General features: G+C 43.7%; 24 protein-coding genes and 1 pseudogene. 12 read left to right on the plus strand and 13 right to left on the minus strand.

Annotated features, from left to right (window positions below; translation table 11 throughout):
• Positions 1-87: 87 nt before the first annotated feature.
• From JC525_RS14685 to JC525_RS14695, 3 genes are all read left to right on the plus strand, one after another.
• Complete coding sequence (locus JC525_RS14685) at positions 88-276, plus strand: TonB-dependent receptor plug domain-containing protein (RefSeq protein WP_332874118.1); 189 nt, start codon at positions 88-90, stop codon at positions 274-276.
• Between the two features lie 6 nt (positions 277-282).
• Positions 283-819: a DUF2938 family protein gene (locus JC525_RS14690; RefSeq protein ID WP_198816489.1), complete on the plus strand. Its 537-nt coding sequence runs from the start codon at positions 283-285 to the stop codon at positions 817-819.
• Between the two features lie 75 nt (positions 820-894).
• Entirely contained in the window at positions 895-1,380 is a 486-nt protein-coding gene (locus tag JC525_RS14695; RefSeq protein ID WP_198816490.1) for a hypothetical protein, read from the plus strand.
• Positions 1,381-1,476: 96 nt separating this feature from the next.
• On the opposite strand, the gene JC525_RS14700 is transcribed toward JC525_RS14695, so the two are convergent.
• From JC525_RS14700 to JC525_RS14735, 8 genes are all read right to left on the minus strand, one after another.
• Positions 1,477-3,141, minus strand: coding sequence for an amino acid ABC transporter ATP-binding/permease protein (locus JC525_RS14700; protein WP_198816491.1), 1,665 nt, complete (start codon positions 3,139-3,141; stop codon positions 1,477-1,479).
• A gap of 7 nt (positions 3,142-3,148) precedes the next feature.
• Positions 3,149-4,840 (minus strand): thiol reductant ABC exporter subunit CydD, encoded by a 1,692-nt coding sequence (gene cydD, locus JC525_RS14705; protein ID WP_198816492.1) that lies wholly within the window; start codon positions 4,838-4,840, stop codon positions 3,149-3,151.
• A gap of 2 nt (positions 4,841-4,842) precedes the next feature.
• Positions 4,843-5,844 carry a cytochrome d ubiquinol oxidase subunit II gene (cydB, locus tag JC525_RS14710; RefSeq protein WP_198816493.1) on the minus strand — a complete coding sequence of 334 codons (1,002 nt, stop codon included), beginning with the start codon at positions 5,842-5,844 and terminating at the stop codon, positions 4,843-4,845.
• Between the two features lie 2 nt (positions 5,845-5,846).
• Positions 5,847-7,244 (minus strand): cytochrome ubiquinol oxidase subunit I, encoded by a 1,398-nt coding sequence (locus tag JC525_RS14715; protein WP_198816494.1) that lies wholly within the window; start codon positions 7,242-7,244, stop codon positions 5,847-5,849.
• Positions 7,245-7,398: 154 nt separating this feature from the next.
• Positions 7,399-8,664: an alginate export family protein gene (locus JC525_RS14720; RefSeq protein WP_198816495.1), complete on the minus strand. Its 1,266-nt coding sequence runs from the start codon at positions 8,662-8,664 to the stop codon at positions 7,399-7,401.
• A 48-nt stretch (positions 8,665-8,712) separates the two neighbouring features.
• On the minus strand, positions 8,713-9,108 hold the full coding sequence (locus tag JC525_RS14725; protein ID WP_015065873.1) for a rhodanese-like domain-containing protein: 396 nt from the start codon (positions 9,106-9,108) through the stop codon (positions 8,713-8,715).
• 8 nt (positions 9,109-9,116) lie between these two features.
• A complete protein-coding gene (locus JC525_RS14730; protein ID WP_198816496.1) occupies positions 9,117-9,980 on the minus strand; it encodes an MBL fold metallo-hydrolase in 864 nt (287 codons plus the stop codon).
• A 63-nt stretch (positions 9,981-10,043) separates the two neighbouring features.
• Complete coding sequence (locus tag JC525_RS14735; protein ID WP_198816497.1) at positions 10,044-10,694, minus strand: peroxiredoxin; 651 nt, start codon at positions 10,692-10,694, stop codon at positions 10,044-10,046.
• Positions 10,695-10,831: 137 nt separating this feature from the next.
• On the opposite strand from JC525_RS14735, the gene JC525_RS14740 reads away from it, so the two are divergent.
• Positions 10,832-11,275, plus strand: coding sequence for a hypothetical protein (locus tag JC525_RS14740; protein ID WP_198816498.1), 444 nt, complete (start codon positions 10,832-10,834; stop codon positions 11,273-11,275).
• Positions 11,276-11,319: 44 nt separating this feature from the next.
• Here the strand turns inward: JC525_RS14740 and JC525_RS14745 are convergent, their stop codons facing one another.
• Both JC525_RS14745 and JC525_RS14750 read right to left on the minus strand, forming a co-directional pair.
• Positions 11,320-12,147 (minus strand): TlpA disulfide reductase family protein, encoded by an 828-nt coding sequence (locus JC525_RS14745; RefSeq protein ID WP_233095220.1) that lies wholly within the window; start codon positions 12,145-12,147, stop codon positions 11,320-11,322.
• Positions 12,148-12,339: 192 nt separating this feature from the next.
• Positions 12,340-12,849, minus strand: a complete 510-nt coding sequence (locus JC525_RS14750) for a helix-turn-helix transcriptional regulator (protein ID WP_198816500.1) — start codon at positions 12,847-12,849, stop codon at positions 12,340-12,342.
• Between the two features lie 104 nt (positions 12,850-12,953).
• Between JC525_RS14750 and JC525_RS14755 the strand changes: the two genes are divergently transcribed.
• From JC525_RS14755 to JC525_RS14775, 5 genes are all read left to right on the plus strand, one after another.
• Positions 12,954-14,144 (plus strand): hypothetical protein, encoded by a 1,191-nt coding sequence (locus JC525_RS14755; RefSeq protein ID WP_198816501.1) that lies wholly within the window; start codon positions 12,954-12,956, stop codon positions 14,142-14,144.
• The gene (locus tag JC525_RS14760; RefSeq protein ID WP_198816502.1) at positions 14,141-15,160 is read left to right on the plus strand and encodes a hypothetical protein; all 1,020 of its coding nucleotides are present in this window, start codon (positions 14,141-14,143) and stop codon (positions 15,158-15,160) included. Before JC525_RS14755 ends, JC525_RS14760 begins: the two co-directional genes overlap by 4 nt.
• Entirely contained in the window at positions 15,157-18,225 is a 3,069-nt protein-coding gene (locus tag JC525_RS14765) for an efflux RND transporter permease subunit (protein WP_198816503.1), read from the plus strand. The genes JC525_RS14760 and JC525_RS14765 overlap by 4 nt, the downstream gene beginning before the upstream one ends.
• Positions 18,218-18,535, plus strand: coding sequence for a DUF3240 family protein (locus JC525_RS14770; protein ID WP_198816504.1), 318 nt, complete (start codon positions 18,218-18,220; stop codon positions 18,533-18,535). Before JC525_RS14765 ends, JC525_RS14770 begins: the two co-directional genes overlap by 8 nt.
• A gap of 194 nt (positions 18,536-18,729) precedes the next feature.
• Positions 18,730-19,359 (plus strand): hypothetical protein, encoded by a 630-nt coding sequence (locus tag JC525_RS14775; RefSeq protein ID WP_198816505.1) that lies wholly within the window; start codon positions 18,730-18,732, stop codon positions 19,357-19,359.
• Positions 19,360-19,496: 137 nt separating this feature from the next.
• Here the strand turns inward: JC525_RS14775 and JC525_RS14780 are convergent, their stop codons facing one another.
• Complete coding sequence (locus JC525_RS14780) at positions 19,497-19,745, minus strand: DUF2960 family protein (RefSeq protein ID WP_012516628.1); 249 nt, start codon at positions 19,743-19,745, stop codon at positions 19,497-19,499.
• A 290-nt stretch (positions 19,746-20,035) separates the two neighbouring features.
• On the opposite strand from JC525_RS14780, the gene JC525_RS14785 reads away from it, so the two are divergent.
• From JC525_RS14785 to JC525_RS14795, 3 genes and pseudogenes are all read left to right on the plus strand, one after another.
• Positions 20,036-21,976 (plus strand): RNA-binding domain-containing protein, encoded by a 1,941-nt coding sequence (locus JC525_RS14785; RefSeq protein WP_198816506.1) that lies wholly within the window; start codon positions 20,036-20,038, stop codon positions 21,974-21,976.
• A gap of 293 nt (positions 21,977-22,269) precedes the next feature.
• Positions 22,270-22,587, plus strand: a pseudogene (locus tag JC525_RS14790) (hypothetical protein); the annotation flags it as partial.
• A gap of 103 nt (positions 22,588-22,690) precedes the next feature.
• Positions 22,691-23,650: a restriction endonuclease gene (locus JC525_RS14795; protein WP_198816507.1), complete on the plus strand. Its 960-nt coding sequence runs from the start codon at positions 22,691-22,693 to the stop codon at positions 23,648-23,650.
• Between the two features lie 102 nt (positions 23,651-23,752).
• Here JC525_RS14795 and JC525_RS14800 read toward each other — a convergent pair whose 3' ends face one another.
• The gene (locus JC525_RS14800) at positions 23,753-24,511 is read right to left on the minus strand and encodes a restriction endonuclease (RefSeq protein ID WP_198816508.1); all 759 of its coding nucleotides are present in this window, start codon (positions 24,509-24,511) and stop codon (positions 23,753-23,755) included.
• 89 nt (positions 24,512-24,600) lie between these two features.
• Positions 24,601-26,038: DUF3427 domain-containing protein (locus JC525_RS14805; protein ID WP_198816509.1), on the minus strand; the 1,438-nt coding region annotated here is incomplete at its 5' end.

Consider the following 26,038-nt stretch of genomic DNA (forward strand, 5'->3'; position numbering starts at 1 on the left):
ACATATGGCCGGAGTAGATACGGTAAGTACAAGCGGGCAAGCGGGCAAGCGGGCAAGCCAGTTATAAGAGGCTTAACCGGTAACCGCGTGCGAGTGTTGCAAGATGGTGTGCCTCAGGACTTTCAACAGTTTGGAATTAGACATGCACCAACCGTTGGCCCCGTTAATGCCTATAGAATTGATGTAGTACGTGGGCCTACGAGCGTTATTTTGGGGTTGGATGCATTAGGTATGGGTAGGAATATTCAGCTTAGCCTGTCGGCTCAACTTAGGTAATTGATCATGGATCTCGCTTTAACAAACAAAGATGACAGAACCACACTCTTGATCTTATCAATAGTGCTCGGTGTAGCAGCAACCGCCTTTTTAGACGCTGTGAACTATCTGCAACATATCGTCCTAGATAAGCCACTAACGCGGTATGAATTTATTGGGCGATGGGTTATTTATATGACAGACGGCGTATTTTCCCATGAATCAATTAAAACCGCGGAGCCGCGAAAGGGTGAATTACTGCTGGGGTGGTTTGGTCACTATGCGATTGGCGTCGGGTTTGCTTTGCTTATGCTCATTTTTACCGGCGTTAAATGGGTGCTGAAACCATCTTTCTTGCCAGCGTTTATTGTGGGTTTTGCAACGTGCAGTATTCCTTTTTTCCTTATGTATCCAGGAATGGGATATGGTATCGCAGGCTTACACACACCTAACCCCGCCATGCTTCAGTCGAAGGTACTGTTATCCCATTTTATTTTCTCAGTTGGTCTTTATGCCGCAGGCTGGCTCTTAAGCAGGCGTATTCAAGATGCCAGTAATGAATAAAAAGACTTTCACCACACGCACAGACGCGCGTTTGCGTTAAATAAAACAGCGGAACGTCACTCAGGAGTAAACCATATGAAAACGATACGCCTAAATTCACACCGCTTAGCTTTAAAGTACGGTTTCTTGTTACTGATATTGTCTGTTCAGGCGTTCTCCACAGACGCTTCAGAGCATGAACATAGTCCTAATCATGTCTCGTTATTTATCGGTCATACGGATTTTTCTGAACATGGTAAAGGTGAAACAGTTGGTATCGATTACGAATACAGAGTTTCACCGTTATTAGGTTTAGGTAGTGTAGTGGAGTACGCATTTGGCTCATTAGACGCACTAACTGTGCTTGCAGTGGCAGATATACATCTCACCGATGAGTTTATTATTCAGGTGGGTCCTGGCTACGAGTACACCTCTGAACATGAGTTCTTTGTTTCACGACTAGGTGCCTTGTATGAATTTCGATATAGCGGGTATACCTTTTCGCCGCAATTTCATTTTGATTACCATGAGGGCGTTGGAAGTTCAAAGGTTGCTGGTTTGGCTGTTGGTTTCGACTTTTAACTTATCCTTTTTGCTTGCCGCTTCATACGTTAACAGCGAGACAGGATAATGAACGCATAGGCGCCAGCATTCGTTAAATAAACGGCGCCTCAAATTTTACGCTGCAGATAAATCCACATTAAGCGAGCGATAATCAATACTTTGCTGCTCGATAAACAAGGGCACTTCATGAAGTAAAACAATAGATTTTCGTAACACCAGCCAAGGCAATATACGCATAAAGATGCGTTCGGCCATAGCGCTATCTAGGCCATTAAACGGCTCATCTAATACAATAAGCTCTGGGTTTCTAAGTAATAACCTAGCCAAACAAATACGCCTTGCCTGCCCACCAGAGACCTTTGCTCCACCTTCACCTAACCAGGTATTCAATCCCTCGGGAAGTGAATCAGCCCACGCTTGTAGCTCTACTAGCGAAAGTACATCGAACACTCTATTGTCTTCTATGCTTTCAAGCCCCAACGTCAAGTTGTAGTACAAACTGCCAGACAATAACGAAGAGGTTTGCTCTAGATAGGCACAATGGCGATATAAGCTGTCTGACGAAATGTTTTGTACAGAAGTGTTATTTATCGCAACGCTAGCGTTCGATTTATCTAACGGTACAAGCTTGAACATAAGCTTGGCCAAGGTTGATTTGCCAGAGCCAGAGCGCCCTGTGATAAAAAGAGGGGTGCTATCACTCAAATTAAAGCTTATGGTGCGTGACGCACTCGCGGGAATATGTGGGTGATTGCTTATCGTGCAAGACACTTCGCTTATCGCCGTGATATCAGAGCTATCGTTATCACTGCTTTCATTGGCCAAGGCTGATAATCGCTGACTTGCATAGTCGGTTTTTCCCCATGTACTGAACTGTTCTGGGGTAGTTTGTAGTAATTCAGCCACACCAATAAACAAAAGTGCCAACATGATAGCTGTTGGCCCCTCAATAATGTGTTGGTTTACAGCCCATAGGCTGGCATAAAGCGTAGCTACAAGCGCAATACCAAATATTGAATCGGTTACCACCTGAATTCGAGCAATACGTTTTTGCAAAATATTGTGATGTTGTTCAAATTGCGAGAGTGCCTGGGTAGTATCTTGTGAGTGATAACTCATCAAATGCTGGCTATTGAGCACAAACGCGCCCTTGAGATGGCTAATCAATGTTTCTCTAGTGTGGTTTAGGTGCGAAATGGCTTGCGAAGCGGCACCTCTGGTTTGTCGTATCGAAAACAGTATAAGAAGCAACCACGCTAGTGTAGAAGCAACTAGAAAAACAATACCAAAATCAAACCAGATAAAGCACAAAAATAGGCTCACCACACCCAAAAGAAGCCCTGTGGCAAGAGTTGGAATGGTGTAGCGGATTAAGATGCTATCAAGGGCATCTAAGTCTGAGGTTAGCCGGCTTAACCACTCGCTGTCAGACGTTTGCCTAACATCGTGAAGTGGCTTATGGGAAAGCGCATTAAATATCGTGACTCGATATGTCGCAATTAACCTTAGTATAGTGTCGTGATTGTATAGCCTTTCAATGTATCGGCCAATGGTTCGACTAAGCGCAAAATAGCGGATCCCAGAGCCCGGCATATACATATCAAGCTTTACAATTAAACCCGCACCTATGGCTATTCCAGCTAACGCTGTGGCAGTAATAAGCCAACCGGAAAGCGCCAGCAACCCCACGCCAGAAAGCATGGTAAAAAACGACCAAAAGAGCCCAATTAGCAGGCGTTTACGCTCATTCTTAAAGATAATTGAAAACCAAAACTTCATATTACCGTTAGGCCTTATTGGTTAAGTCAAAATGATTACTGGCTTTTGCAATAAGTTCACTGTCGTGCGTTGCAACCACTACAAGGGCGCGGCTTTTAAGCTCGTCTAAAGCCTCTATAATTACGAGCCTACTTTTTATGTCTAAGCTTGCCGTGGGCTCATCAAGCAAAATGAGTTCGGGTGAATTTAATAGTACTCTTGCTAGCGCAATACGCTGCATTTGTCCTCCAGATAACCCTTGCCCATGCTCACCGATCACGGTGTCTAGCCCGTTATGATGTGTTAGAAGCTCATCTGACAATTCAAGCTTTTCAAGAACCCTTAACATCTCTTCATCTGATGCGAAGGCGGCGGTGACGGATAAATTATCTCGAACTGTAGCGTTTTTAATCCATGCCTTCTGAGGCAAGTAGGTAATGGAGTTTGCTTCTTTAAGCGCTACTTCAACGCTGCCAGAAACTGGGTGTAAATAGCCTGCAATAGTATTGAGAAGAGTAGTTTTGCCACACCCCGATTCGCCAGAGAAAACCAGCAAGCCTCGCCCGGAAAATGAAAAGTTGAGAGCAGGCTTCTTCTGTTTATTGCCGTTATACCCGATTATGGCGTCTTTTAGCATCAAGCGAGTAACATCATTTGAAGCCGTAACCTGTCTGGCATCGCTGTCGCCTAATACTGCTTCCTGTTCTTCCAAATGCTGCAGTGAAGACACAATATTATTAGCGGCGCCTAAAGCGCTGGCTCTGTCGTGATAGTAAGTAGATAGAGTGCGCAGAGGCTTAAAGAACTCAGGTGCAAGCAGTAAAATACCAAGCCCTGAAAACAGCGTTAACGACTGTGCGGGCCCCCAATTTATTGCTCCATAAAGTGAAAAACCAATATAAATAGCAAGGCTTGCTATGGCTACGCTGGTGAAAAATTCGAGCACGGTTGAAGAAAGGAACGCCAACTTAAGTGTTTTCATAACAACGTTACGATAAGTGTCACCGCGCTTAGCAACCTCATCAGACATAGTTTCCTGAGCACCTAAAAGCGCAATAGTTGAGAGGTTCGCTACACGATCAAGAAAGTGGCCTGCCAATCGTTGTCTTAATAGCGCATACTTTTCGTTCACGTGTTCTGCACCCATGCCCACTAAAATCATAAATAGTGGAATGAGAGGCGCTGATACTAAGAGCAAAATGGCACAAAGCCAATTTAAATAGGCAACGGTGATAAGAATAAACAGTGGGGTTATCACAGCAAGCATTTGCTGCGGCCAATAACGAGAAAAATAGCCATCGGTAGCTTCGATATCTTCAATCCACTGCGACGCCAATGCGCCGTTAGATAGGCTTTGTAACGCAACAGGGCTGGTGGCACTCCACCGTTTAAGTAATGTATTCCTCAAAAGGTTTCTTACATTAGCGCTTGCGTCTTGCGCTAGGTTTGTTTGTTTCCATGTGAATATCGGTTTTACAACACTTACGGCTAAAAGTAGCAGCCAGTAGCCTGGCATAGTACTGATAGGGGACTTGTTCACGAGCGTGTCGTGTGCAATTAGTGCAACCAACAGCCACTGCATTATCATGAGTACTGACCCAAGCGAACCATAAAGCACTGACTGGTTCAAAAGTGAGCGCTGGCTAATCACTTGCTCTTTTAAAAACTGCACGCCTGATACAGCCTTGGTATCAGGCGCACTTGGGGTACTACTAGTCATGATTAATGATAACCAGCGTCGCCCACTTTTCCTCTAAATACCCAATAGGTCCAGCTGGTATAGGCTAATACAATAGGAATAACGAACAAGAAGCCTAACAACAGGAACAGTTGCGAATTATAAGAAGAGGCGGCGTCGTAAATGGTAAAGTTTGGCGGAACAATATACGGCCATTTACTCACTAATAAACCCAAGTAGCTGAACAAGAATATACCCATGGTGGCAACGAAAGGCATGCCATCTTGCTGCTTTTTAACCGAACGAAACACCACATAAGCACAAAATAATACTAAAACCGGAAGTGCCCAAATAATGCTAATGCCTTCAAACCATCTGACCATTGCTGTGCTATCTACATAAGGCGTATAGAAAGACACCACACCAAATACAATAAGCAACGCGATAAGCAGTTTGGGCGTAATTTTGTATGCCCATTGTTGTACAGCACCATCTGTTTTCATAATGAGCCAGGTGCTACCAAGAAGCGCATAGCCTATAACAAGACCAAAACCTGTTAATACGGTAAACGGCGTTAACCAATCAAGGGGGCCACCTGAGTAAGCAAATCCCTCAGTTTCGAAACCCTGAATATAGGCACCCACTACCGCACCTTGCGCGAACGACGCAATGAACGAACCGATAGAAAATGAATAGCTCCATAGGTACTTAGAAGTTTTCGCCTTGAACCTAAATTCAAAGGCAACTCCTCTGAAAATAAGGCCAGCCAGCATTAAAAACACGCCAATATAAAGGGCGGGTAAAAAGACTGAATAAACTAACGGGAAAGCCGCAAGTAGACCTGCGCCCCCCAATACAAGCCATGTTTCATTGCCGTCCCATACTGGCGCCACCGAGTTCATCATTTTATCTCGCGCTTGTTCGTCAGGCGCGAAGGGGTACAAAATGCCTTGGCCTAAATCAAAGCCATCCATTAGTACATACATCATGATCCCAAAACCAATAATGCCAGCCCAAATTAAGGTTAAATCAAATGTTGGTTCCATTTTTATAAGTCTCCGTCAATAGCCACGTGGCCAGCAGAAAATGGGCGGGCTGGACGTTCTACTTCATCCATTTCATGAGGAGCGTTAGCTTTTTCTAAGCCGCCTTTGAATACTTTCAGTAAGTAGTAAATACCCGCGCTGAATACCAGTGCGTATACCACCACATAACCAATTAAAGAGAATAGCGCCATGCCACCGGTTAGCGAAGGCGTTAACCCTTCTGCGTGTGTCATTTGGCCATAAATAAGCCAAGGCGCTCTTCCAGCTTCAGTAACTATCCAACCTGCTAGAACCGCAAAGAACGGGCTGATGCTCATCAGTCTAAGGCCCTGTAAGAACACAGGTGATGTATAAATTTTGCCGCCTTTTCTATAAAAAAGCCCCCACACACCAAACAACACCATCAGCAGTCCAAGCCCAACCATGACCCTGAATGACCAAAATACGACAAACACAGGCGGCTGTTCTTCTTTTGGCACTGCTTTCAATCCGGGCACTTCACCGTCCCAGTCATGAGTTAGTATGAAGCTGGCTAACTTAGGAATTTTTAATTCAAAGTGGTTGGTTTGCGCTTCTTTATCTGGAATTGCAAAAAGGAGTAGGGGAACTCCAGTACTGGTCTCCCAGTTACCTTCCATAGCCGCAACTTTTGTAGGCTGATGTTTCATGGTGTTTAAGCCATGGAAGTCACCAACAACCGTTTGAAGTGGTGCAAGGAATAATAAGAACCATAACGCTACCGACAGCGCTTTTTTATTCGCTTCCAGTTCACGTTTCTGCAAAATGAACCACGCACTTACGCCTGCTACAACAAGAGCAGCAGTAAGGAAAGAGGCTAGGGCCATATGCGTAAAGCGATAACCGAAAGAGGCCGTAAATAATGCATCAGCCCAAGATTTCACGTGGTAGATGCCGTCAATAAGCTCTAAGCCGTCTGGGGTTTGCAACAGTGAGTTGGCTGACAATATCCAAAATGAAGAGATAAACGTTCCTGTTGCCACCATGATAGCGGCAAAAAGGTGTACCCCTTGCGGTACTTTTTCTCGACCAAAAAGCAGAACGCCAAGAAACGCCGCTTCTAGGAAGAAAGCAGTAATGACTTCGTAACTTAGCACAGGCCCTAAAAAGTTAGCCGTGGCATACGAGAAGTTACTCCAGTTAGTACCAAACTGGAATGACATAACAATACCTGAAACCACGCCAATACCGAAAACAACGGCGAAAACCTGTATCCAAAATTTCGACAAACGTTGCCAGATGGGGTTTTCAGTTTTGAAGTAAAGTGTTTCAAATCCAGCAATAGTACTTGCCAGACCAATAGTAAACACTGGGAATATGGCGTGAAAACACACCACAAATGCAAACTGTATTCTCGACAGTACGAGAGGATCTAATTCCATAATGCTGGCCTTTTTAGAGATAAACGCAATCAGGTTATAAATTCACCCTATTTAGGACTGATAGCGGTATTTTACGCTCTAACTTCTTAAATGTATATTTTAAATATACATATTGGTTTATGTGTTAACTATATTTAATGTTTTGTTGGGGCTCTCAAAAAGCATAGCTAGCCTGCAGATAGGCGTAACTAGTGAGTCGTTCGCCAGTGACCACTTTTCTGTTTAGATTGGCAAGCGCTATTCCTGACTCAAATTGCACGCTTTCAGCTATTTGGCTTCGAAAACGTAGCTCAGACAGCGTACCTAGAAAGTCACCATTACCGAGTAATTCGCCGTTCAAACGACTTGAAACGCTACTTCGATGTATATCGAACGCACGTATCTGCATAAAAAGGTGATTGCGTTCATTTAATTGAATGTCAGACGAAACGCCCATCGATGCCATATTGCTGCGCGCAAATAAGCCAAAAATTCCTGTTGGCCCATACTCGAACCTTCTTGCACCAAACAGTGTGCTGAAACCTTCAAACGAGTCTGTTGACGTGTCATCACCCGATGCAAAATCATAAAACACATTCACGTTAGCTCGATTGAACCTTGAAGATAGCGCTATGTGGAAAAAGTTAGCGCTAATGGGTTGTGATCGATAATCTCCGCGCTGTAAAGCTACTTCGTAATTTATACCTAATTGTTGTGAAAGTTTTATGTTGGCCAGATTACCGAAGGTTTGTCTTTGTGTTCTATTTAGTGAGTCTTGATCTTGAAGCCCATAAAATTCGACGTCACCAACAGATGTTTTTAGGCTTGCATGAATTCCATAGAAACGCACGTCTGAACTTGATGAGTCAAGCTCCCTATCATTAATGCTTTGATGAATATCTAAAGTAGGCTTTCGGGTAACAGGTAAGGTATAAAACGCTGTAATTGATAGGTTTGATAGAAAGGCATCAATTTTTACGCCGTCGAAGGTATTGAGCGTATTCCTGAATCTATTTCTGGCTATGAGGCGTCTGCTTCCCACGTCCATCGTGAACCGGCCTGCTTTTAACGCAATCGTTTCTAAATTTTCGTCGTCTACTACACCTCGCCAAGACGCAGCGAGTTGTACGGGCTCTAACGCATTAGAATCATCTGTACCCACTGGCGTATATTGGCCCTGTTTAAAAATCCGGCTGTCCATGAGTTCAGCCTCAAACTGAAGTGGACCATATTGGTAAGCAGCATGTGTGGATATTCTTGTTACGACTGCATCGTCAGCTGCGTTAGATGCAGGCAATTGATTATTTACGTATTCGTATCTAACCCGAACATTAGTCGTTATTCTAACGCTATGTTCGGGTGTTTTATTTGCTATTACAGTGTTAGGTAAGAATATGAGAACTAAACCCAATGACAGGGTAGAAAGCTTAACTAAAGACATTTTGCTTGAACTGCTGTCTCATCAGGTATCTCAACTGTACCGTGCACATTAATGACTTAATGGCAGCTGTTTACGTTGCCACTCATCCATACCTCCGGCAACAGAAAATACATACTTATGGCCCATATCAGTTAACGATTTAGCCGCCAACGCAGACCGGCCGCCTGTCTTACAAATTAGGTAAACACTGCGTTGCGCCAAGTCGTTAATTGCGTCCTGTTCCTCGCAATGATGGGCAAGAAGTGGGTGGCTACATATTTTTGCTTCAAGCATGCCTCTAGGAAAATTCACCGAGCCGTTAATGTGGCCGTGTTGGTATTCCTCACTTTCCCTAACATCAATCAAAATAACGTCTGGTTGGGTCAGCGCCACCATTAAATCGTCTACTGTAACTTCCTCAACCGCAGCTTTCACTTCGCTAATAAATACCTTTGGCGTTTTCATCGTTCACCTCACAGTTGATTAATAGGCACTTTGATATAGCTAACGTTATTGCTTTCTGGTGGTGGTAACTCACCGGCTCTCACGTTAACTTGAATAGAAGGCAAAATAAGTCTGGGCATACTTAACGTCGCATCCCGCGCTTCACGCATTTTTACAAATTCATCCTTTGAAATACCGTCTTTAACGTGAATGTTGTATTCCCGCTGCTCGCCAACTGTTACCTTACTTTCATGTGTGCGATGTTGAGTGGGGTAATCATGGCAAACGTAGATATTGGTTTCTTCAGGTAATGCCAAAATACGATGTATGGAGTCGTACAGGGTAGTTGCGCTACCACCGGGGAAATCACATCGTGCGGTACCCACGTCCGGCATAAACATTGTGTCACCCACAAACACCGACTCGTTATTAAGTAAATAGGCAATGTCTGCAGGTGTGTGCCCCGGTACATGCATAACCTCAAAGCGCATGTTACCCACTTCAAGAACCTCACCCTCTTCAAACAATCTATCGAATTGAGCACCGTTAGGTAAAAACTCTTTCTCTAAATTAAACAGCGCTTTAAATATTTTCTGTACTTCAGTAATGCGCGCGCCGATACCAATTTGGGTGTTATATTTGCGCTTAAAAAATGGTGCGGCTGATAAGTGAGCAGCATGGGCATGGGTTTCCAAAACCCATTCTACTGAAAGCCCTCGTTCATCTACAAAGTCTGCAATTTTCTGTGCACTGGCGGTATGTACGCGGCCCGCGCTGTAGTCAAAATCTAATACCGGGTCGATGATTACCGCTTTTGAAGAAACTTTATCTTCAACTACATAGGTAAAGGTTTCGCTGTCATCGTCTAAGAAAGAAGTAATTTCAATATTCATGGTGATCTCCTAAATTTAGAATTAGGTGGCATGACTATCATGCCACCAATAAAAGCGTTTTACTTACAGCGCTTTTTTACAGAAGTACCAGTCGACATAATTGTAGCCCGCAGACTCGCGACCTTCGGCATCTTCGATAGTGTGAGGAGGCGGTACAATCACTTCTTCACCAACCTTCCAGTTTTCAGGGGTTGCACAGCTGTTTGCATCGCTGGTTTGTAATGCTTCAACTAGTCTTACAAACTCACTAACCGCACGGCCGTTGCTCATTGGGTAATACACCATGGCGCGAAGAATACCTTCTGGGTCGATAATGAAAGTTGCACGAACCGCAGACGTGTCGCTGGCACCAGGCTGAACCATGCCGAAAGCCTTCGCTACTTCCATCGACAAGTCAGCAATGATTGGGAAAGGAATGGTTACGCCAAACTTCTCTTTAATATTGCGAACCCAAGCAATGTGCGAATGCGTGCTGTCGATGGAAAGGCCAAGTAGCTCAGTATTAAGTGAAGCAAACTTGTCAGCTGCATTGGCAAAACCAATAAACTCAGTAGTACACACTGGCGTGAAGTCAGCAGGGTGAGAGAAAAGCACTAACCACTTGCCTTTGTAATCAGAAAGTGACTTTTCACCGTGCGTTGTCTTTGCACAAAAGTCAGGGGCAGGGCGGTTAAGTTGCGGGAAAGTTACGTTGTTTTGAATTTCTGTCGTCATGATTAAGCTCTCTTTTGTTTAAAGGTGTATTTAACTTACACATTTAATGTATAGTGAGTTATGAGGTTTTTCTAATGTATTTTTTTGAATAGCTTCATCGGATTAATCGTTTAATGAAATTAATTAGGAATGAAATGATGACAAAATTTTTAAAAGCACTTGTTGTAGGAGCGCTCTTAGCTAGCGTTTCAGGCCTCGTTGAGGCAAAAGAGAGCGACTTAGTAGACGGTCTAGCAGTAGTCATTACATCAGAAAATGAACAAGCTCAGATGATGGCCATGGTGCTATCGCTTCAAACGATAAAGGCGCATGGAAAAGAGGCACATATAACGTTATGTGGTTCTGCGGGCGATTTAGCACTAAGCAGCACTGAAACAAAACCGATGAAGCCAATGGACGCCTCACCGTCGATGATGCTTAAAAAGTTAATTCAGTTAGGCGCAAAAGTAGAGCTTTGCCCGCTTTATCTTCCTAATAAACCGGGTTCTGACAATGCACTAATAGAAGGAATTACCGTTGCTAAACCCGTTGAGGTTGCAGAGCGCTTACTAAATAGCAATTTTAAGAACTTAACGTACTAGTATAGCGAAATGGAAGCCTTGGCTTATAGTTGCCAGGCTTCCCCTTAATCACTGCTGTTGATAGCTTTTTTTCGTAAGGGGGCTAAGTAATATTGAAGGCTTGCCTCGGACAATTCGCCCATATGGCTGTCAACCAATTTACCGCCGGCATTAAAAAATAAGGTGGTGGGAAGCCCGAAAGCGCCTAACTCTTTTGCTGTGCTGCCAGTAAAATCAAAATATGTATTTTTCAAATCAATTTTTTGTTTGCCCAAAAATTGTCGTACTTTACTCGGCGCTTCTCCCTGATTTACAAAAATATACTCTATGTTTACATCGTTTTTTTGCGCGTATTCCAACATTGGCATTTCTCGCCTACAAGGCGGGCACCACGACGCCCAAAAGTTTATAACGGTAGGCTTGTTATTGTTTAAAACTAACTCGATGGGTGTACCGTCAGCATTGTAAACGTTGATAGTTTCAATCGTTCTTTGATTGCTTAGCATTGAGTTAAAAACAAAAAAAGGGAAAACTGCAACAGCCGTAATAGCTGCCGATTTTATGTATATAGAAAACAGTTGGCTGTACTTTTTGCTTCTAAATAACATGATGCACACCCCTGCAAACCAACCTATTGATTGGTTAAAACCACCGTCTCGTATATCAATCGCTGATAGCCAGTCGTGCTGGTACACCTCCCACATGGCAATAACAAACGCGACTCTAGCGGCGAACAACCCTGTAAATAAACTATAAAATAAGGTATCAGTAGCAAACGATTTGTATGATGCCTTGCGAGTGAAAAAAGCAGTTAGCAACCATAGTGAAATAACACTTACTATAGTTAGAAGAGAGTCAACTGTTAGGGCAATTGGGCCTATTGAAATACTCATAAACATAAAAAACAACTTATTGATAATAACGTCGGAAATAGGCCTACACTGATATAGACATTGAAAATTGAGACCGGTTGAAATAATAAACTTAAATAACGGACTGGCTCAGCCTCGCTCAAACCTAGAAGTCTGCTTCTACGCCCGAACTATCGACTCATTCAACAATTGGGTTTGTTTTTATTCGAAGAGCTATGCCGCTTTATCTTCTTGTTGAAGAATGTCTTCAAAAAACCAAGCTGCTAGTGCATAGCGCCCTTCAAGTTGAGACTTTGCGTAAACCGCCGATGCTTGCTGCCTAACGGTTTTCTCTTTTGTATTCCTTGCCGCTGCAATTTCTTGCGTGCTTAAGCCTTTTAACATGAAGAAGGCTACCTCTTTTTCGCTCGGGGTTAAGCTCCAATCATTGAACTGATTTTCTACCTCGTGCAAGTATTGCGCTTTCACATTTCGCAGTTTGTTACTCATAGAGCTCAATCGTGCATTGGCGGTATTAAGCTCGGTGAGTAACAGTTTCGTATTTCGGGTACGTCTACGCATGTCAAAGATAAGATAAACGGCCATTAAACCCGCAAGTAGCACAATCATAGATTCTTCAATAATGTGTGAAGTAGGCACATTCAATGACAAATCGACCATGACATCTCTGAAGTTTAAAAACATGATGAGCAATAAAAGGCTAGTAATTACTTTATCTTTCATTTTCTTTAAAAACAGTTAGTTAAGGCTTCATGGGACATATGTCTAATGACGGTGAGACATATAAAGGAGAATACTATCGGTATTAGTTTCTCTGGCGTCTGCTTATGAATACCCGTTATCTGTTCATCCTTTTAAGTTTTCTCGTGTCGAGCTTATTTTCAATCAGCAGCGTGGCGGCTGAAACGTTAAGTGCTATCACCAACAATACTACACAGCGCTTAAAGCAAATCTATAACGTTAGCCCCGAAAAGCTGCAGGATAACGTTAAAAGCATCAATCGTTGGTTACAGGGGCCAGCGTCTCTGCAGCTTATTGCACTGCCGAGCAATACACAAGGCGGTACAGATGAATTTGAGGTAGGGGTATTTTTTCCCTTTCGGTCGCCTGCAGGCAGAGAGCTAGACGCTCAGCAGTTGTCCATAATCAACACGCTGGATAACCTTCAGGAAACGCGGTTCAGACTCATGACAAGCGGTTTAATAAGAGAGGCACTGTGGCAGCGTCTCTTTGCGAAAGCCGAAGTAGATGGGCTTTTAAAAAAGCAAGAGTGGATTGCGTCGTTAGACGGTGTAATAGCAAGCTTAGCAAAAACTGGCGAGCTCGACCGTATCGCCTCATTGAGGTGGCAGCAGGAAAAACTTTCACAGCAATTGGCTTTGAAAAAAGCGCAAATGGCGTTAGAGAAGGCGCAGAAACGTTACAAACAAGTCACGGGTACTGATGTATTACCAGAGCAAGTGACCGAAGCCCTAGCCGGTGATCTTGAGAACAAACTGCAAACACACCCTGAATTAAGGCTACTTACCCTGAGTCAATCTCAGATTGACATGAACTTGGCGCAGTCTGATCAATCACTTTCTCCTTGGGTGCTAGGAGTTATAGCAAGGCAACTTAGGGGACCAGCGGGCAATGAGAATCTGCTTGGTGTCAGTATTAATATTCCGCTGCCAATGGGCGAGGGTAACTCTGCTAACAATTATGCCTCATGGAAAGCAACACGCGACGAACTTACCGAAGCATTGGCAGAAACGTACACACGCCTACAAACGCAGCTCAATGACGCCGTGCAACAGGTTAACTACCTTACTGAAGCCAGTAACATTTTAGAAGAGCAGGTTGAATTGGGTGTAGAGATCACCGACCTGTACCAACAGCAGGGTAGCGTATTGCCCAAAACATTTTGGCTAGAGCAACTTATCGCCCAGCAGGAGCTTAAGCTAACGCTGTCACTTAATCGTCTACGTCGCGCTGAAGCGATATCGAAAGTTAATCAAATCGCAGGAGTTACGCTTTGAAATTATTCACCTTTGTTTTCACAAGTTTGTTTCTGCTGCCAACTGTTGCTCAGACCGAAGTCCCACTCGACAGCCTTGGAAAGTTAAATTTAACCTACGTCAACGCAGCGCCGTCACAAAGCGTGCAAAAGGCGGTGTCGACGGGCATTGTAGCGCCTTTTCCGGGCTCGCAATTACACCTTATGGCGCCAATGACGCCGCAGCAGGTGCAATATCTTGTAGCCGATGGCTCAGCCGTAAGCAAAGGGCAGAAGTTAGCTATGCTAAAAGGCAGTGAAGTACATCATTTTACTGAAAATTTAAAAGCAAAAACTGCGTTGCTTCATATCAGCCAGAAACGTTTTAATGCGAACAAGCCTCTATTTGAATCAAACGCCATATCACAGTCCACTTGGTTTTCTATCGCACAAGTTTATTACGACGCAAAACTTGCCTGGGGGCACTTAGACCATTTTGCTGAAATGTTTGTGTCAGACGAAGATGACGATATCGGATATTTGGTTGCCCCAGAGGCAGGCTTTTTTTTATATGCAAACGGTGAGAAAGACGCGGAAGCAACGCGACTAGGCAGCATAATCAGCAATAGTTCACTCAGAATTAAGACTATGGTAAGCGCCGATGAAGCAAGCCAAATATCAGCATTAGAAACCGCGAACTGCCATGTTCAAGTTGCGCGCACAGACGCAATAGTTAATGAGTATCTTACGTCGGTATGGTCTGCGCCACTGCCTAAAAGCTGCAACCTGAAATTAGGCCAGCGCGCTCAAGTCAGCGGTCACTTTCAGCTTGAAGCGTTGAAAGTTCCTGCACAAAGTGTGTTTTACCTGAACGGCCAATCGTCGGTATTTGTGCGCTCTGGTAACGTGCTTAACGTTGTACCCGTGGAGGTAGTTGGGCAAAGTGGATCAGACGCTCTCTTAATCAAAGCAACGCCACAGCTTAATAACCAGCCTGTGCTTTCCTCATCGGTAAGTGCAGTGCAAGGTGTGCTTATTGGACTGGGAGAGATGGAGTGATAGCCCGGATTATACAATTTTCGCTTGTACAGAGGTTGTTTGTACTTGGCGCTTTCATTGGGCTGACTGCTTTTGGAATTAACGCCTGGTTGAATCTGCCTGTCGATGCATTTCCTGATATTTCGCCAACACAAGTTAAGGTCATCATGAAAGCAAATGGCATGACCGCAGAAGAAGTAGAAGCGCAAATAACGCAGCCCATAGAAACCGAGTTGTTAGGTATTCCACATCAAACCATTTTGCGTTCAACCACGAAATACGCCATTACATCCATAACGCTAGATTTTGAACAAGGCACAGATATATATTGGGCTAGACAGCAAGTAAGCGCTCGCTTATCAAGTGTGGCCGATTTGCTGCCGGCCATTGCCGAAGGCGGGCTCGCGCCTATGAGTACCCCGTTGTCTGAAATGTTTATGTTCACCATAGAAAACCCAAACCTATCACTGCAAGAACGCAAGCATATTCTCGATTGGCAAATACGCCCTGTGCTTCGCACCGTTCCCGGCGTTGCCGATGTGAATGTGTTAGGCGGATTCACTCGAACATTTCAGTTTGCGCCTGATTTATCGCGCTTGATTGCCTATGGGTTTAGCTTAAATCAACTCGAAACAGCACTGGCCGAAGCCAATATGAATGGAAGCGTTGGGCGAGTGCGGGCAGGCGCAGACTCACTTGTGATCAGAACGCAAAGCCGCGCCACCAGCCTTGAAGAACTCGCGGAGCTAGTAGTAGGCAACGTAGGCGGGCAGCCGGTAAGGCTATCTGACCTCGGTACGCTTTCCCTTGGTAGCCTTACGCGATATGGCGGAGTAACCCGAAACGGAGAAGAAACCACTCAAGCGTTAATCGTAGCGCTAAAAGACAGTAACACAGCCAGCGTTGTTGAAGGGGTGATGGAAAAGCTAAAGGCGCTGAAAGCTACGCTGCCAGAAGGGACAGAGCTTAACGTTTTTTACAACCGTAAAACGTTAATCGATACCGCTGTTGGCACCCTTACCAATGCGCTTACACAAGCTGTACTCATCGTTATTGTCGTGTTGGCTGTGTTTCTTGGCAATGTGCGCGCGTCTTTCGTGGTAGCGCTGGTTATTCCTGTTGTTGTGCTGCTTACGTTTCTTGCTATGAGCATGACGGGCATTACAGCAAACTTGATGAGCCTGGGCGGGTTGGTCATTGCAATTGGCATGCTTGTAGATGCGTCGGTGGTTGTGGTTGAAAATACCCTGTCGCAGCTTGGAGCGAATAAACCGTTACCTCGCCTACATTTGGTGTATCGTGCTACCCGCGAGGTGGCGGTACCAGTAATTGCAGGCACCGTTATTGTTATCGTGGTTTTCATGCCCCTTCTAACTTTAACTGGGCTGGAAGGTAAATTGTTTTCGCCGGTAGCTACCACCATTGTTTACGCCATGATTGCCTCACTGGTCACTGCATTTACGCTTATTCCGGTGGTTGCTTCATTTTTGCTTTCGTCCAAAGACGGGGGTGTGCCAGGGTATTTACAATCTCTGCAGTTTGCCTATCGACGCTCTTTAACGTTCGTCCTCAATCACGCTAAATTTACAGGCGTAGTGGCACTTAGCTTACTGGTTATAAGCGGGCTGCTGTTCTCGATAACGGGCAAGACCTTCATGCCGGTTATGGATGAAGGCGATATTATTGTGCAATTTGAAAAGTCGCCAACCATATCACTCTCATCATCACTTGAAATAGACAAGCAAATAGAGCGCATGCTGCTAGCGTCGTTTCCAGAGATAGAGCAAATTGTAGCGCGTACTGGCTCAGACGAACTGGGGCTAGACCCCATGAGCTTGAATGAAACAGACGTTTTTATGCAGCTTGCACCCTCAGATACCTGGCGCTTCAGCAATAAGCAAGCGCTGGAAGCGTCCATACGAGAATCGCTTCAGGCATACCCGGGTATAAACATTGGCTTTACGCAGCCTATACAAATGCGTGTGTCTGAAATGCTAACCGGCACAACAGGAATGGTCGCCATCAAAATTTTTGGCGCTGATATGCAAACACTGTCGGATATCGCGAACAACGTGGCTAACGTTGTGCGAAAGCAAGAGGGCGCAGTAGACACGAATGCCACGCTAATTGAAGGCGGTGACTTTCTTAGCATTATTCCCAAACCGGGCGTAGCCATGGAATTTGGAATGACTAACGCGGCCCTTTCTCGCTACCTGAAAATGCAGGTTACCGGCATTCAGGTGGGAGAAGTTATAAAGGGAAGAGTGCGTACACCAATCTACTTTGGTGAGTTAGAGCAGGGGCAGGCAGCTATTCTATCACCAGATGTACTTAACAGCATGATGGTACTTATGCCCTCGGGCCAAGAGCTAATGCTCTCTGATATCGCGAACATTACCCGCACACAGGGCCCTGCTGTAATTGAACGAGAGAAGGCTATGCGCTTTGCTGTGGTAACCACAAACGTTGAAGGCCGAGATTTGGTGGGGTTTGTTGAATCAACGCAAAAGGCTGTTGGTTCTAGTGTGTCTTTACCATCGGGCTATGCCATAGAGTACGGCGGCGAATTTGAAAACCAAATACGCGCGACGAATAACCTGCTTACGGTAATACCCTTGGTTATCGCAGTTATTGTACTGATACTGTTTACTATTTTTGGTTCGCTAAAACTGGCTGCACTGGTTATGGCTAACGTGCCTTTTGCAGTAATGGGCGGCGTTTACGCACTGTTTATTACCGGCGAATACATTTCAGTTCCAGCTTCAGTGGGCTTTATAGCGCTACTCGGAGTGGCAGTGCTAAACGGTGTGGTAATGGTGTCGCATTACGAATCATTGAAAAGGCAGTCGTTATCGCTATCTGAGCGCGTAGCAAGCGGGGCGGTATCGCGTTTACGCCCTATTTTAATGACCGCTACCACGGCAATGTTTGGCTTGCTACCTTTGGCGTTTGCATCAGGGCCTGGTGCAGAAATTCAAAAGCCGCTGGCGATAGTCGTAATCGGCGGGTTAATTTCATCCACGCTCATCACATTATATCTTCTACCTATTGGCTATCACTATTTGGAGCGCCGTCAAAATGGATAAATCCCAGCTATTAACGTTGTTTATCGACAAAGAAATGGAAGCTGATGTGGTAGATTGCCTTATTCAGTTTGATAGTGTGAGCGGTTTTACTGTATCCCCTTGTTTTGGTTTTAGCCGCGAGAGCGCCCATCTGAACAAGGCCGAGCAAGTGGCTGGAGGTCGGCACATGCTGAAGGTAGAGGTAGTCCATAACAGTGAATACGCGCAAGCAATGTTGCAAGCGCTAAAGGCACTTAATGGCCGAAATGCCATACGCTATACCATAACGCCAGTATTTGATGAGGGCCACATAGTTCAAAAAACGCTGTAAGCTGGCATGTGTACTAAGAGAGGTAGGCCGCCAGTGCGGCCTGCTTATAACATTGCAGCGACTAAGCGCGCCTAAACTGCATGCGCGTAAAAGTAACTTGCGGCACAATTAACTTTCACAAAAGCCCTGCTGTGTTAACGTAGCCACCACAAATAGGCCTATTTTTTAGCAACAACTTCCAAGCAAATAGCAGCATGTCAGTAAAGAATTACCAAAAATTCTACCAGCCACTAAGAGCTGTAAAATCGGCTGACTTTGGCCGCTGCTTTTATTGCGGCTGCGAGACTGCACGGCAAGACTTTATCCCACCCATAACATTCATTCACGACTGGCAAAGCGGCCACTTACAGGCCGACTTCATTTCCGTGCCTTCATGCAACGAATGCTTCGACCTTTTAAAAAATGAAAACAACGGCACGCTAGAACCTAGAGTAACCGTGCTAAAAAAGCGATTGGCAGAAAAATACAAAAAGGCGATTAGGGTATTTAACCACTGGAGCATGGAAGAAATTGAAGAAATGGATGCGGCATTTCAAATAAGCCTAAAAGGCGGTATGCGACTAGGCAAAGAAACCCTGTCACGCCTTCAATTTGGTGGGTTCGATTACGAGATAGACGGCAGCACAACGCGGGTGGCAAAACCCCAGCGCCAGGTGTTTAACGTATTCGATGAAGAATTTAGCAGCTTTAGAGAAGCGCTAGCCTTTGCCAGTGCCACCTACAAAATAAAGAAAAGCCGACTAAGCCAGCTTTATTTCGACAACGATGAAAGCTTTGATAGGGCGATTGAGGTATTTCATGGGTTGGTTGAGGGTAGACCATGAAAATTTAATTGATGGCTTTGCGCTCCGGAGTCAGAGGTTCGAACCCTATCGGGCCCACCATTTTTTTAAAATTTTACCGTTAATCCCCAAAAGCAAAGAATTTTAGACGTCTAGTATGTGTTGCATGGGCGCAACCATCATTCTTGGCCGTTCTTTAAGAAGTACAATTCAGAAAACCCCATTTTTACAAACTCGGTATCTCTGAAGTTTCTTACGGTTTTTTTGTCTTTACTGATAGCGGCAAGTTGCTGTTCAGTTTGCAGGAACTGGGAAAGGTCTATTCCCTCAGCATCAGCCACGGCTTCATGCATATTTTGATGGCGGCTGTAAGAAAAATTTATTTCTTTTGCCACACCTTTAAACTTATAACGTACTTTATGGGCCATGTTCTACTCACGTTGGTCGATGTAATTCAAATACTGTTTAACCGCTATTATAAACGCAATTAGCGCCAATAATTACCGCATTAACAAATGCGGGTGGCAAAACCACAGCGCTAGGTCGCGTGTTCGAATTGCGCCGAGTGTGCTATTTTTAAGGGCTACGACCCAATTCTGTTATTCTAAAAATCTCTTTTTTTAAATGTGTAGCAACTTTGACTAGCTTTTGTTTTTTCTACTCATTGGCTAATCGTGATAATGTTCTTGTCTTAATAGCGTTGATATGACTAAGAATTATGAACTTTTTTGAAATAAAATCATTGGAAGATATTTCAATCCTGCGCGAATCCTCTGAAGTTGAATGTAAACTAGCCAACGGAAAAAATGGAAAGGGCGCATTGCCAAATGATATGTGGGAAAGTTACAGCGCCTTCGCTAATACTGATGGCGGTACGATCATACTTGGGCTTAAGGAAAAAAAGGGAAGATTCTCTATTTCTGGGATTGAGAATATAGAGCAAGTTCGCACGGATTTATTTAACGTAGGCAACAATAGGAACAAAGTTAGTCTCAATATAATTTCTAACAATGATGTAAAAGAAGTCAATATTGATGGTAAGAAGCTGTTAGTTATTTACGTGAGGCGAGCCACTCGTCAAGAAAGACCTATCTATTTAAATGGCAACCCCATCGGTAATACCTATGTTAGAGCTAACGAATCCGATCAGCGGCTACAGCTTGAGCAGGTAAAGAGAATGCTTGCGGAGCAAGTAGAAGACTCTCGAGATAGTGAGATATTGCCGTTTTACGGCATGGAAGATATTGATTTTGAGTCTTTACGTATATATCGGCAAACTTATGCTAATTTAAATCCCGCTCATCCCTGGAACGAGTATGATAACCAACGCTTTCTGAAAATGATTGGTGGCTGGAGGGTAAACAGAGAAACTGGTGAAGAGGGCATGACGGTCGCAGGGCTTCTTATGTTTGGAACTCATCCTGTGATACAGGAAAAGTTTCCCTATTACCTTTTAGATTATCAGGAACGTCCAGAAGCAAAGACTGAAAAAAGGTGGGTTGATAGGTTAACACTGGATGGAACTTGGTCTGGCAATTTGTATGACTTTTCGAGAAAAGTATATAGGAAGCTTATTGAAGATTTGAAAGTTCCTTTTGAACTAAAAGAAGGTTTGAGGCAGGAAGATACTCCTGTTCACATTGCTCTTCGAGAAGCTCTTGCTAACACTATAATTCACGCTGATTATACTGGAAGAGCATCTATTTTGGTTGTGAAGCGGCCCGACATGTTTGGGTTTAGAAACCCAGGTCTAATGCGTGTACCTATCGAAGTGGCATTGCAAGGTGGGGAGCCTGATTGTAGAAATCGATTGCTTGCGCAAATGTTTAGGTACGTCAAATTTGGAGAGCAAGCTGGCTCTGGATTGCCCAATATCTTAGATGGTTGGAAAAGTCAGCATTGGAAAGTACCACTGTTGCATGAAGCAACTAATCCATATGATCAAACATTGTTAGAATTGAGAATGATTGATCTATACCCTCAAAAAATTGTAAGGGAGCTCACTAGTGTTTTTGGTGACAAGTTCACAAATTTGACTGAACTAGAAAGAACAATAGCTATTACAATTTATTCTGACTTTTATCTTACTCATCATCAGCTTTGCACTCAAATATCAGCGCACACAAGAGAAGTAACACTAGCATTAGTTAAGTTGGAGAGAATAAAAGTAATTTGTTCGACAGGAGAACATAAAGGGAAAGTATATCATCGTCCTGATGTAGAGGTTCCAACGCCAGATAATGCTCTAGGGCAATTTTTAGCCGAAAACTTACAAGTAACCAAGCCTAAGAGCTTGTCAGAAAAACATCCGGAGTTAAGTCCGGAGTTAAGTCCGGAGCTAAGTCCGGAGCTAAGTCCTGTACTTCTGGCTAATGAGAGTAAATGGAAAGAGCTTGAGAAAATAGCTGCTCCTGTAAAAGGAAATACTAGAAAATTAGGAAGAGAAAAAGTCGAAGAAGCAATAATTAAACTCTGCGAAGGTAAATTAATCAGCCTGAATGACTTAGCAAATTTACTTGAAATGAAGCCAGACACATTGCGGAAAAATTACCTAAACCCTTTAGTGGCCTCAGAGAGGCTAAGTCTTGCTTATCCAACAAAACGGCATCATCCTAAACAGGCATATTGGTCGGGTGTTGTAGAGAATAAAAAAGACTAAGTACTCTTGTTTACAGAACTCCAAGTAAAAGCATCTGAGCCGCTATGCGGCTCTAGTGGCAAGACTTATCCCCTACGACACAGCAAAAGCTCGGTATCGCTTCAGTTCCATAACTTATATTTTAAACCCTTATATAGAAAACGAATCTCTTTGCTAATAGGTATTGAAACACTTATTAGCAAAGGAGAAAGCCTGAATGCACTTCACTCATTCGAAATATCTAACTCTTCAGAAAGCTTGCGTATCTCTGCTGCTATGAAAGCACTTATGCTTTTAGGCTTTAAAGCACCAAAAAAGAAATAGAAGAAATGGATGCGGCATTTCAAATAAGCCTAAAGGCGGCATGTGACTAGGCAAAGAAAACCCTGTCATGCCTTCAATTTGCTGGGTTCGACTATGAAGTAAACGGCAGCATAACGCGGGTAGCAAAACTACAGCGCGAGATGTTCAAAGTATTCGATGATGAGTTTAGCAGCTTTAGAGAAGCGCTAGCCTTTGCCTGCGCTACTTATAAGATAAAGAAAGGCCGACTAAACCAGCTTAATTTCGACAACTATGAAAGCTTTGATAGAACGATTGAGGCTTTTCATGGTTTGATCAATAAAGGATAAATACTTTAGATTGCTATGATGTTTTAAACTAAACATCAATATTACTTACCTAAAATACGAGGGATGTATGGGGCCTGATTTCGAAAATAGTAAAGTACTCCTAATGAGGGGACCTGTTGAATTGATCAGCGAGGGATATGCTGGAATTGGGTGGGGGCAATTTCAGCTTTGCAATTTTACCACTGCTGATGAGTTATATAAGCATCTTGAAAGCACACAACAAAGTGTGGGGCGTAGCGGTAATCAACTGCGTCGATTCATTGAAGTTAAACAGGGCGATATCATTGTGGTGCCAGCGCCTGCCCGCATATACATTGGTATTGCTACTGGCAAGAAACGATTCTGCGCAGACAAACCGTGGGGCGAAAACCAAATAAAAGTAGATTTTCCCTGCGATGCTGAAAACGAGCCAATTTCTATCGCACGTACAGATTTGAAACAAGGTTTACAGTCTAGGCTGCGTATACGTTTGACCGTCGCTGACTTAGACTACTTCAAAGATGAAATAATAGAGCGTTACAACGACATTAAAAACAATGTGAGCAGCGGTGCCTTATCAAAAATTAATAAGCAGAGCGGTGAAGTATTAGAACAATTTAAGGCAAAACTGTTAGATAACCTTCGAAATAGAAATCATTACTTGGAAGCTGGTGGGCAAGGGTTAGAGCACCTCGTAAAAGAACTGCTCGAACTTGAGGGTTACACAGCTGTTATACCTAGTAAACAAAGTCACGAGGTTGGCGTTGATGTTGATATAGAAGCACAGTCACGCAACCCTTTCATTACGCAAGATCTACTGATTCAAGTGAAAGACCATGTAGGCTATACGGATAAGCATGCCATCGAGCAGATAGCGAAAGCTAAGAAAGAAGATGACTGCTATAGATGGGTAGTATCTTTGGCTGATTTTAGTAAGGATGCAAAAGACTGCGCTGTTAAATTTAACGTTAAGCTGATGAGCGGAACTGAATTTGTCGACTGGCTAGCCGAGCGCTGGCAAGATTTATCCCCAACTACCCAGCAAAAGCTTGGTATCGCTTCAGTGCCGCAGCTTGTTTTTTAAATGACGTAATTGATTGATGTAAAGAGCCCCAGGCTCTAACAATACAAAACTCTATACAGCGAGGTGTTTTGCACTCCGGAGGCAAAGGTTGTGTGTTCGGGTTTACTCTGTGTAACGGCATTTAGGGAAACTAGCACATCCTAGGAACGTTTTGCCCGCGTTTACGCCCCGCTTTGCAACTCTCTCAATCAAGTTGCTTCCGCAACGAGGGCAAAAAGCTTGTTTCTCTTCGGGTATGGCAACAGGCGATTGAACATCTCGAATTAACGCTGAAAGTTCATTTCCACCTATAAGAAATATAGGCTTGCCGGCTGCAAAACTATACGCTTCCTGAGTAAATTTCCCCGAACAAATGATATTGATTTGATTCGCATTGCTGGCAGCAAGTACACCATACATTTCACGAACAACATTTACGCCTACTTTCTGAGCTTTCCATTGCTTGCATTGAACAAGTGAGATATTTCCGTTCTTTCTTAGTTCTAAGTCGATACCGCCGTCTGGTCCGAATCCACCTTCAGTAACCTGGTACCCAAGTCTTCTGTAAGCTTCTGCAACAAGCTCTTCAAAATTTCTCCAGTGAAGTTGTCGAATTGAGTTTAAGTTAGTTTGCTGGTCTAACAATTCTACTTTTCTGCGGGTGTTTAGAAACGCCAGAGGCGCTAAAAGTAGGAATACAATACTGAAAAAGGGGGCAGGCACTGCTACTGCATTTAAAACAATATTTAAAAACTGATTATTAGTTTCTATAGATGGGATGATAAGTCCCATTACAATATAAACGACTGCAGCTGTTACAACAGATACCCACCATGGAGCTTGTAAAAGAAACTCTGAAATAGAATGGCTTTTTTGGGGCATAATCAAACATCCTTGTTCTGGTGTACTACTGTAGGTTAATACCAGCTAACCTTTCATAGGGTATTTAAATTCAGCAGTAGGTATTAACCTTATTCATTTAATAACTCCCAAGTCACATTCATCGGTTTTTCACTTTCATGTTTTACGTATTTCACTTCGCCATAGAACATAAAAGGCGAGGCTGTTCTCCCTCTCAATTTGCTCTCTCGAACGAAGAGGTAAACGCGGCTCCCCAATTTCTGATGTTCAATTATCTCTCTGCCACGCTTGTTACTTGGGGAAGTACTATTTTGCGACTGCCAATGAAAATGCTTATCGTCAATAAAGTAATCATGGTACTGGTGCTCACTGCCTTTTCCTTGTTTGTTTAGAGTAACTAACAAAATCTGAACATTCTTCTCTTTGAGCACCACATGCCCCGATTGCCAATTTCCGGGGTTAAACTCTTCATCAAATAATGGTGGAATCTCTTCACGCATTAGCTCGTGTCCTACGAAAAGTTCCAGCGGGTCGACTTTTCCTTTTAGGCGCGCGAATGTCACCATTTCTTCATTTGCTATCATGTCATCATAATCTGGATTAGCTGCTCTCAAAGTATATGAGCCATCTGGATTTTTAAGGACTTTTCGCAGCAAGTACTGATTGTCGCCAGTTTCATCTTGCCTTTCTATAGCTACAGTCGTGTTGCTAATACTACCCGCGTTATTTGGCGTGATTTGTTCCAATAGCAAATAGTCACCATCGTAAATAGGGTTCTTGCCGCCATTCATCGAGTTACCAGATGCGCGAGCAATGAAGTGACGCGAATTATCTATATTCCCATAGCCGTATGGTACATTTACAAGTTCAGACGACTCGGCATTACCGGTTTTGAAATGGCCGCAAGCTATTTTAATATCGGGGAAAAATGGTAGCTGCACTTTCTCGGGAAACTGAACAATATTATTGGAAGAAGGGGCCGTTATAGCTAACTTCTTATGTCTGTAGTTCGCAAGACGTTGGTTATTAATCTCAACGGACATTGCTAAAAACAAATCATGTTGGATTGCTGAAATACTTTGTTTGAAATGAAATTGCTGATTACTAATATCAAACCAAGCAACCTTTGATTCAGGCTCTTCAGTGCACCAAAACTTAACTGGATTACTACGCCAATGCGCTCGCCATTCTGATTTACTTAACGACGATAATTGCTGTTTGCTTTCTGGCAAGTCAGAAATCCATTCTGGGTTATCTAAAAACCACTGTCGTGCCCATTCTGCTAAGTCATCAACACTTACCTGTGACTGAAAAGCTTTATGCTCAATCAGCGTGGCAAGTAACACCAGCTTGTAGCACTTCGAAGTACGAGTAACAGCTAGGTCTTTAAACCATTGCAGATGTTCTTCCAGCACTTCCAGTTCGTCAGCTTTAAGGTCGCCCTTGCTATCAACAAATTCCCACCACGAGCCACGGTTTCGTCTTAGTTTTTCCAAGCTAGCGCCCGATTTATAAAACTCAGTGTACGTAGGCCTTCTGCCTAGCGTT

Source organism: Alteromonas sp. IB21, from assembly GCF_016405965.1.
Lineage (GTDB): Bacteria > Pseudomonadota > Gammaproteobacteria > Enterobacterales > Alteromonadaceae > Alteromonas.

What these genes read in the sequence shown, in the direction of transcription:
- JC525_RS14690 (WP_198816489.1), top strand. Translation starts at nt 283, where the DNA reads ATGGATCTCGCTTTAACAAACAAAGATGACAGAACCACACTCTTGATC.
- JC525_RS14695 (WP_198816490.1), top strand. Translation starts at nt 895, where the DNA reads ATGAAAACGATACGCCTAAATTCACACCGCTTAGCTTTAAAGTACGGT.
- JC525_RS14700 (WP_198816491.1), bottom strand. Translation starts at nt 3,141, where the DNA reads ATGAAGTTTTGGTTTTCAATTATCTTTAAGAATGAGCGTAAACGCCTG.
- cydD (WP_198816492.1), bottom strand. Translation starts at nt 4,840, where the DNA reads ATGACTAGTAGTACCCCAAGTGCGCCTGATACCAAGGCTGTATCAGGC.
- cydB (WP_198816493.1), bottom strand. Translation starts at nt 5,844, where the DNA reads ATGGAACCAACATTTGATTTAACCTTAATTTGGGCTGGCATTATTGGT.
- JC525_RS14715 (WP_198816494.1), bottom strand. Translation starts at nt 7,244, where the DNA reads ATGGAATTAGATCCTCTCGTACTGTCGAGAATACAGTTTGCATTTGTG.
- JC525_RS14720 (WP_198816495.1), bottom strand. Translation starts at nt 8,664, where the DNA reads ATGTCTTTAGTTAAGCTTTCTACCCTGTCATTGGGTTTAGTTCTCATA.
- JC525_RS14725 (WP_015065873.1), bottom strand. Translation starts at nt 9,108, where the DNA reads ATGAAAACGCCAAAGGTATTTATTAGCGAAGTGAAAGCTGCGGTTGAG.
- JC525_RS14730 (WP_198816496.1), bottom strand. Translation starts at nt 9,980, where the DNA reads ATGAATATTGAAATTACTTCTTTCTTAGACGATGACAGCGAAACCTTT.
- JC525_RS14735 (WP_198816497.1), bottom strand. Translation starts at nt 10,694, where the DNA reads ATGACGACAGAAATTCAAAACAACGTAACTTTCCCGCAACTTAACCGC.
- JC525_RS14740 (WP_198816498.1), top strand. Translation starts at nt 10,832, where the DNA reads ATGACAAAATTTTTAAAAGCACTTGTTGTAGGAGCGCTCTTAGCTAGC.
- JC525_RS14745 (WP_233095220.1), bottom strand. Translation starts at nt 12,147, where the DNA reads ATGAGTATTTCAATAGGCCCAATTGCCCTAACAGTTGACTCTCTTCTA.
- JC525_RS14750 (WP_198816500.1), bottom strand. Translation starts at nt 12,849, where the DNA reads ATGAAAGATAAAGTAATTACTAGCCTTTTATTGCTCATCATGTTTTTA.
- JC525_RS14755 (WP_198816501.1), top strand. Translation starts at nt 12,954, where the DNA reads ATGAATACCCGTTATCTGTTCATCCTTTTAAGTTTTCTCGTGTCGAGC.
- JC525_RS14770 (WP_198816504.1), top strand. Translation starts at nt 18,218, where the DNA reads ATGGATAAATCCCAGCTATTAACGTTGTTTATCGACAAAGAAATGGAA.
- JC525_RS14775 (WP_198816505.1), top strand. Translation starts at nt 18,730, where the DNA reads ATGTCAGTAAAGAATTACCAAAAATTCTACCAGCCACTAAGAGCTGTA.
- JC525_RS14780 (WP_012516628.1), bottom strand. Translation starts at nt 19,745, where the DNA reads ATGGCCCATAAAGTACGTTATAAGTTTAAAGGTGTGGCAAAAGAAATA.
- JC525_RS14785 (WP_198816506.1), top strand. Translation starts at nt 20,036, where the DNA reads ATGAACTTTTTTGAAATAAAATCATTGGAAGATATTTCAATCCTGCGC.
- JC525_RS14795 (WP_198816507.1), top strand. Translation starts at nt 22,691, where the DNA reads ATGAGGGGACCTGTTGAATTGATCAGCGAGGGATATGCTGGAATTGGG.
- JC525_RS14800 (WP_198816508.1), bottom strand. Translation starts at nt 24,511, where the DNA reads ATGCCCCAAAAAAGCCATTCTATTTCAGAGTTTCTTTTACAAGCTCCA.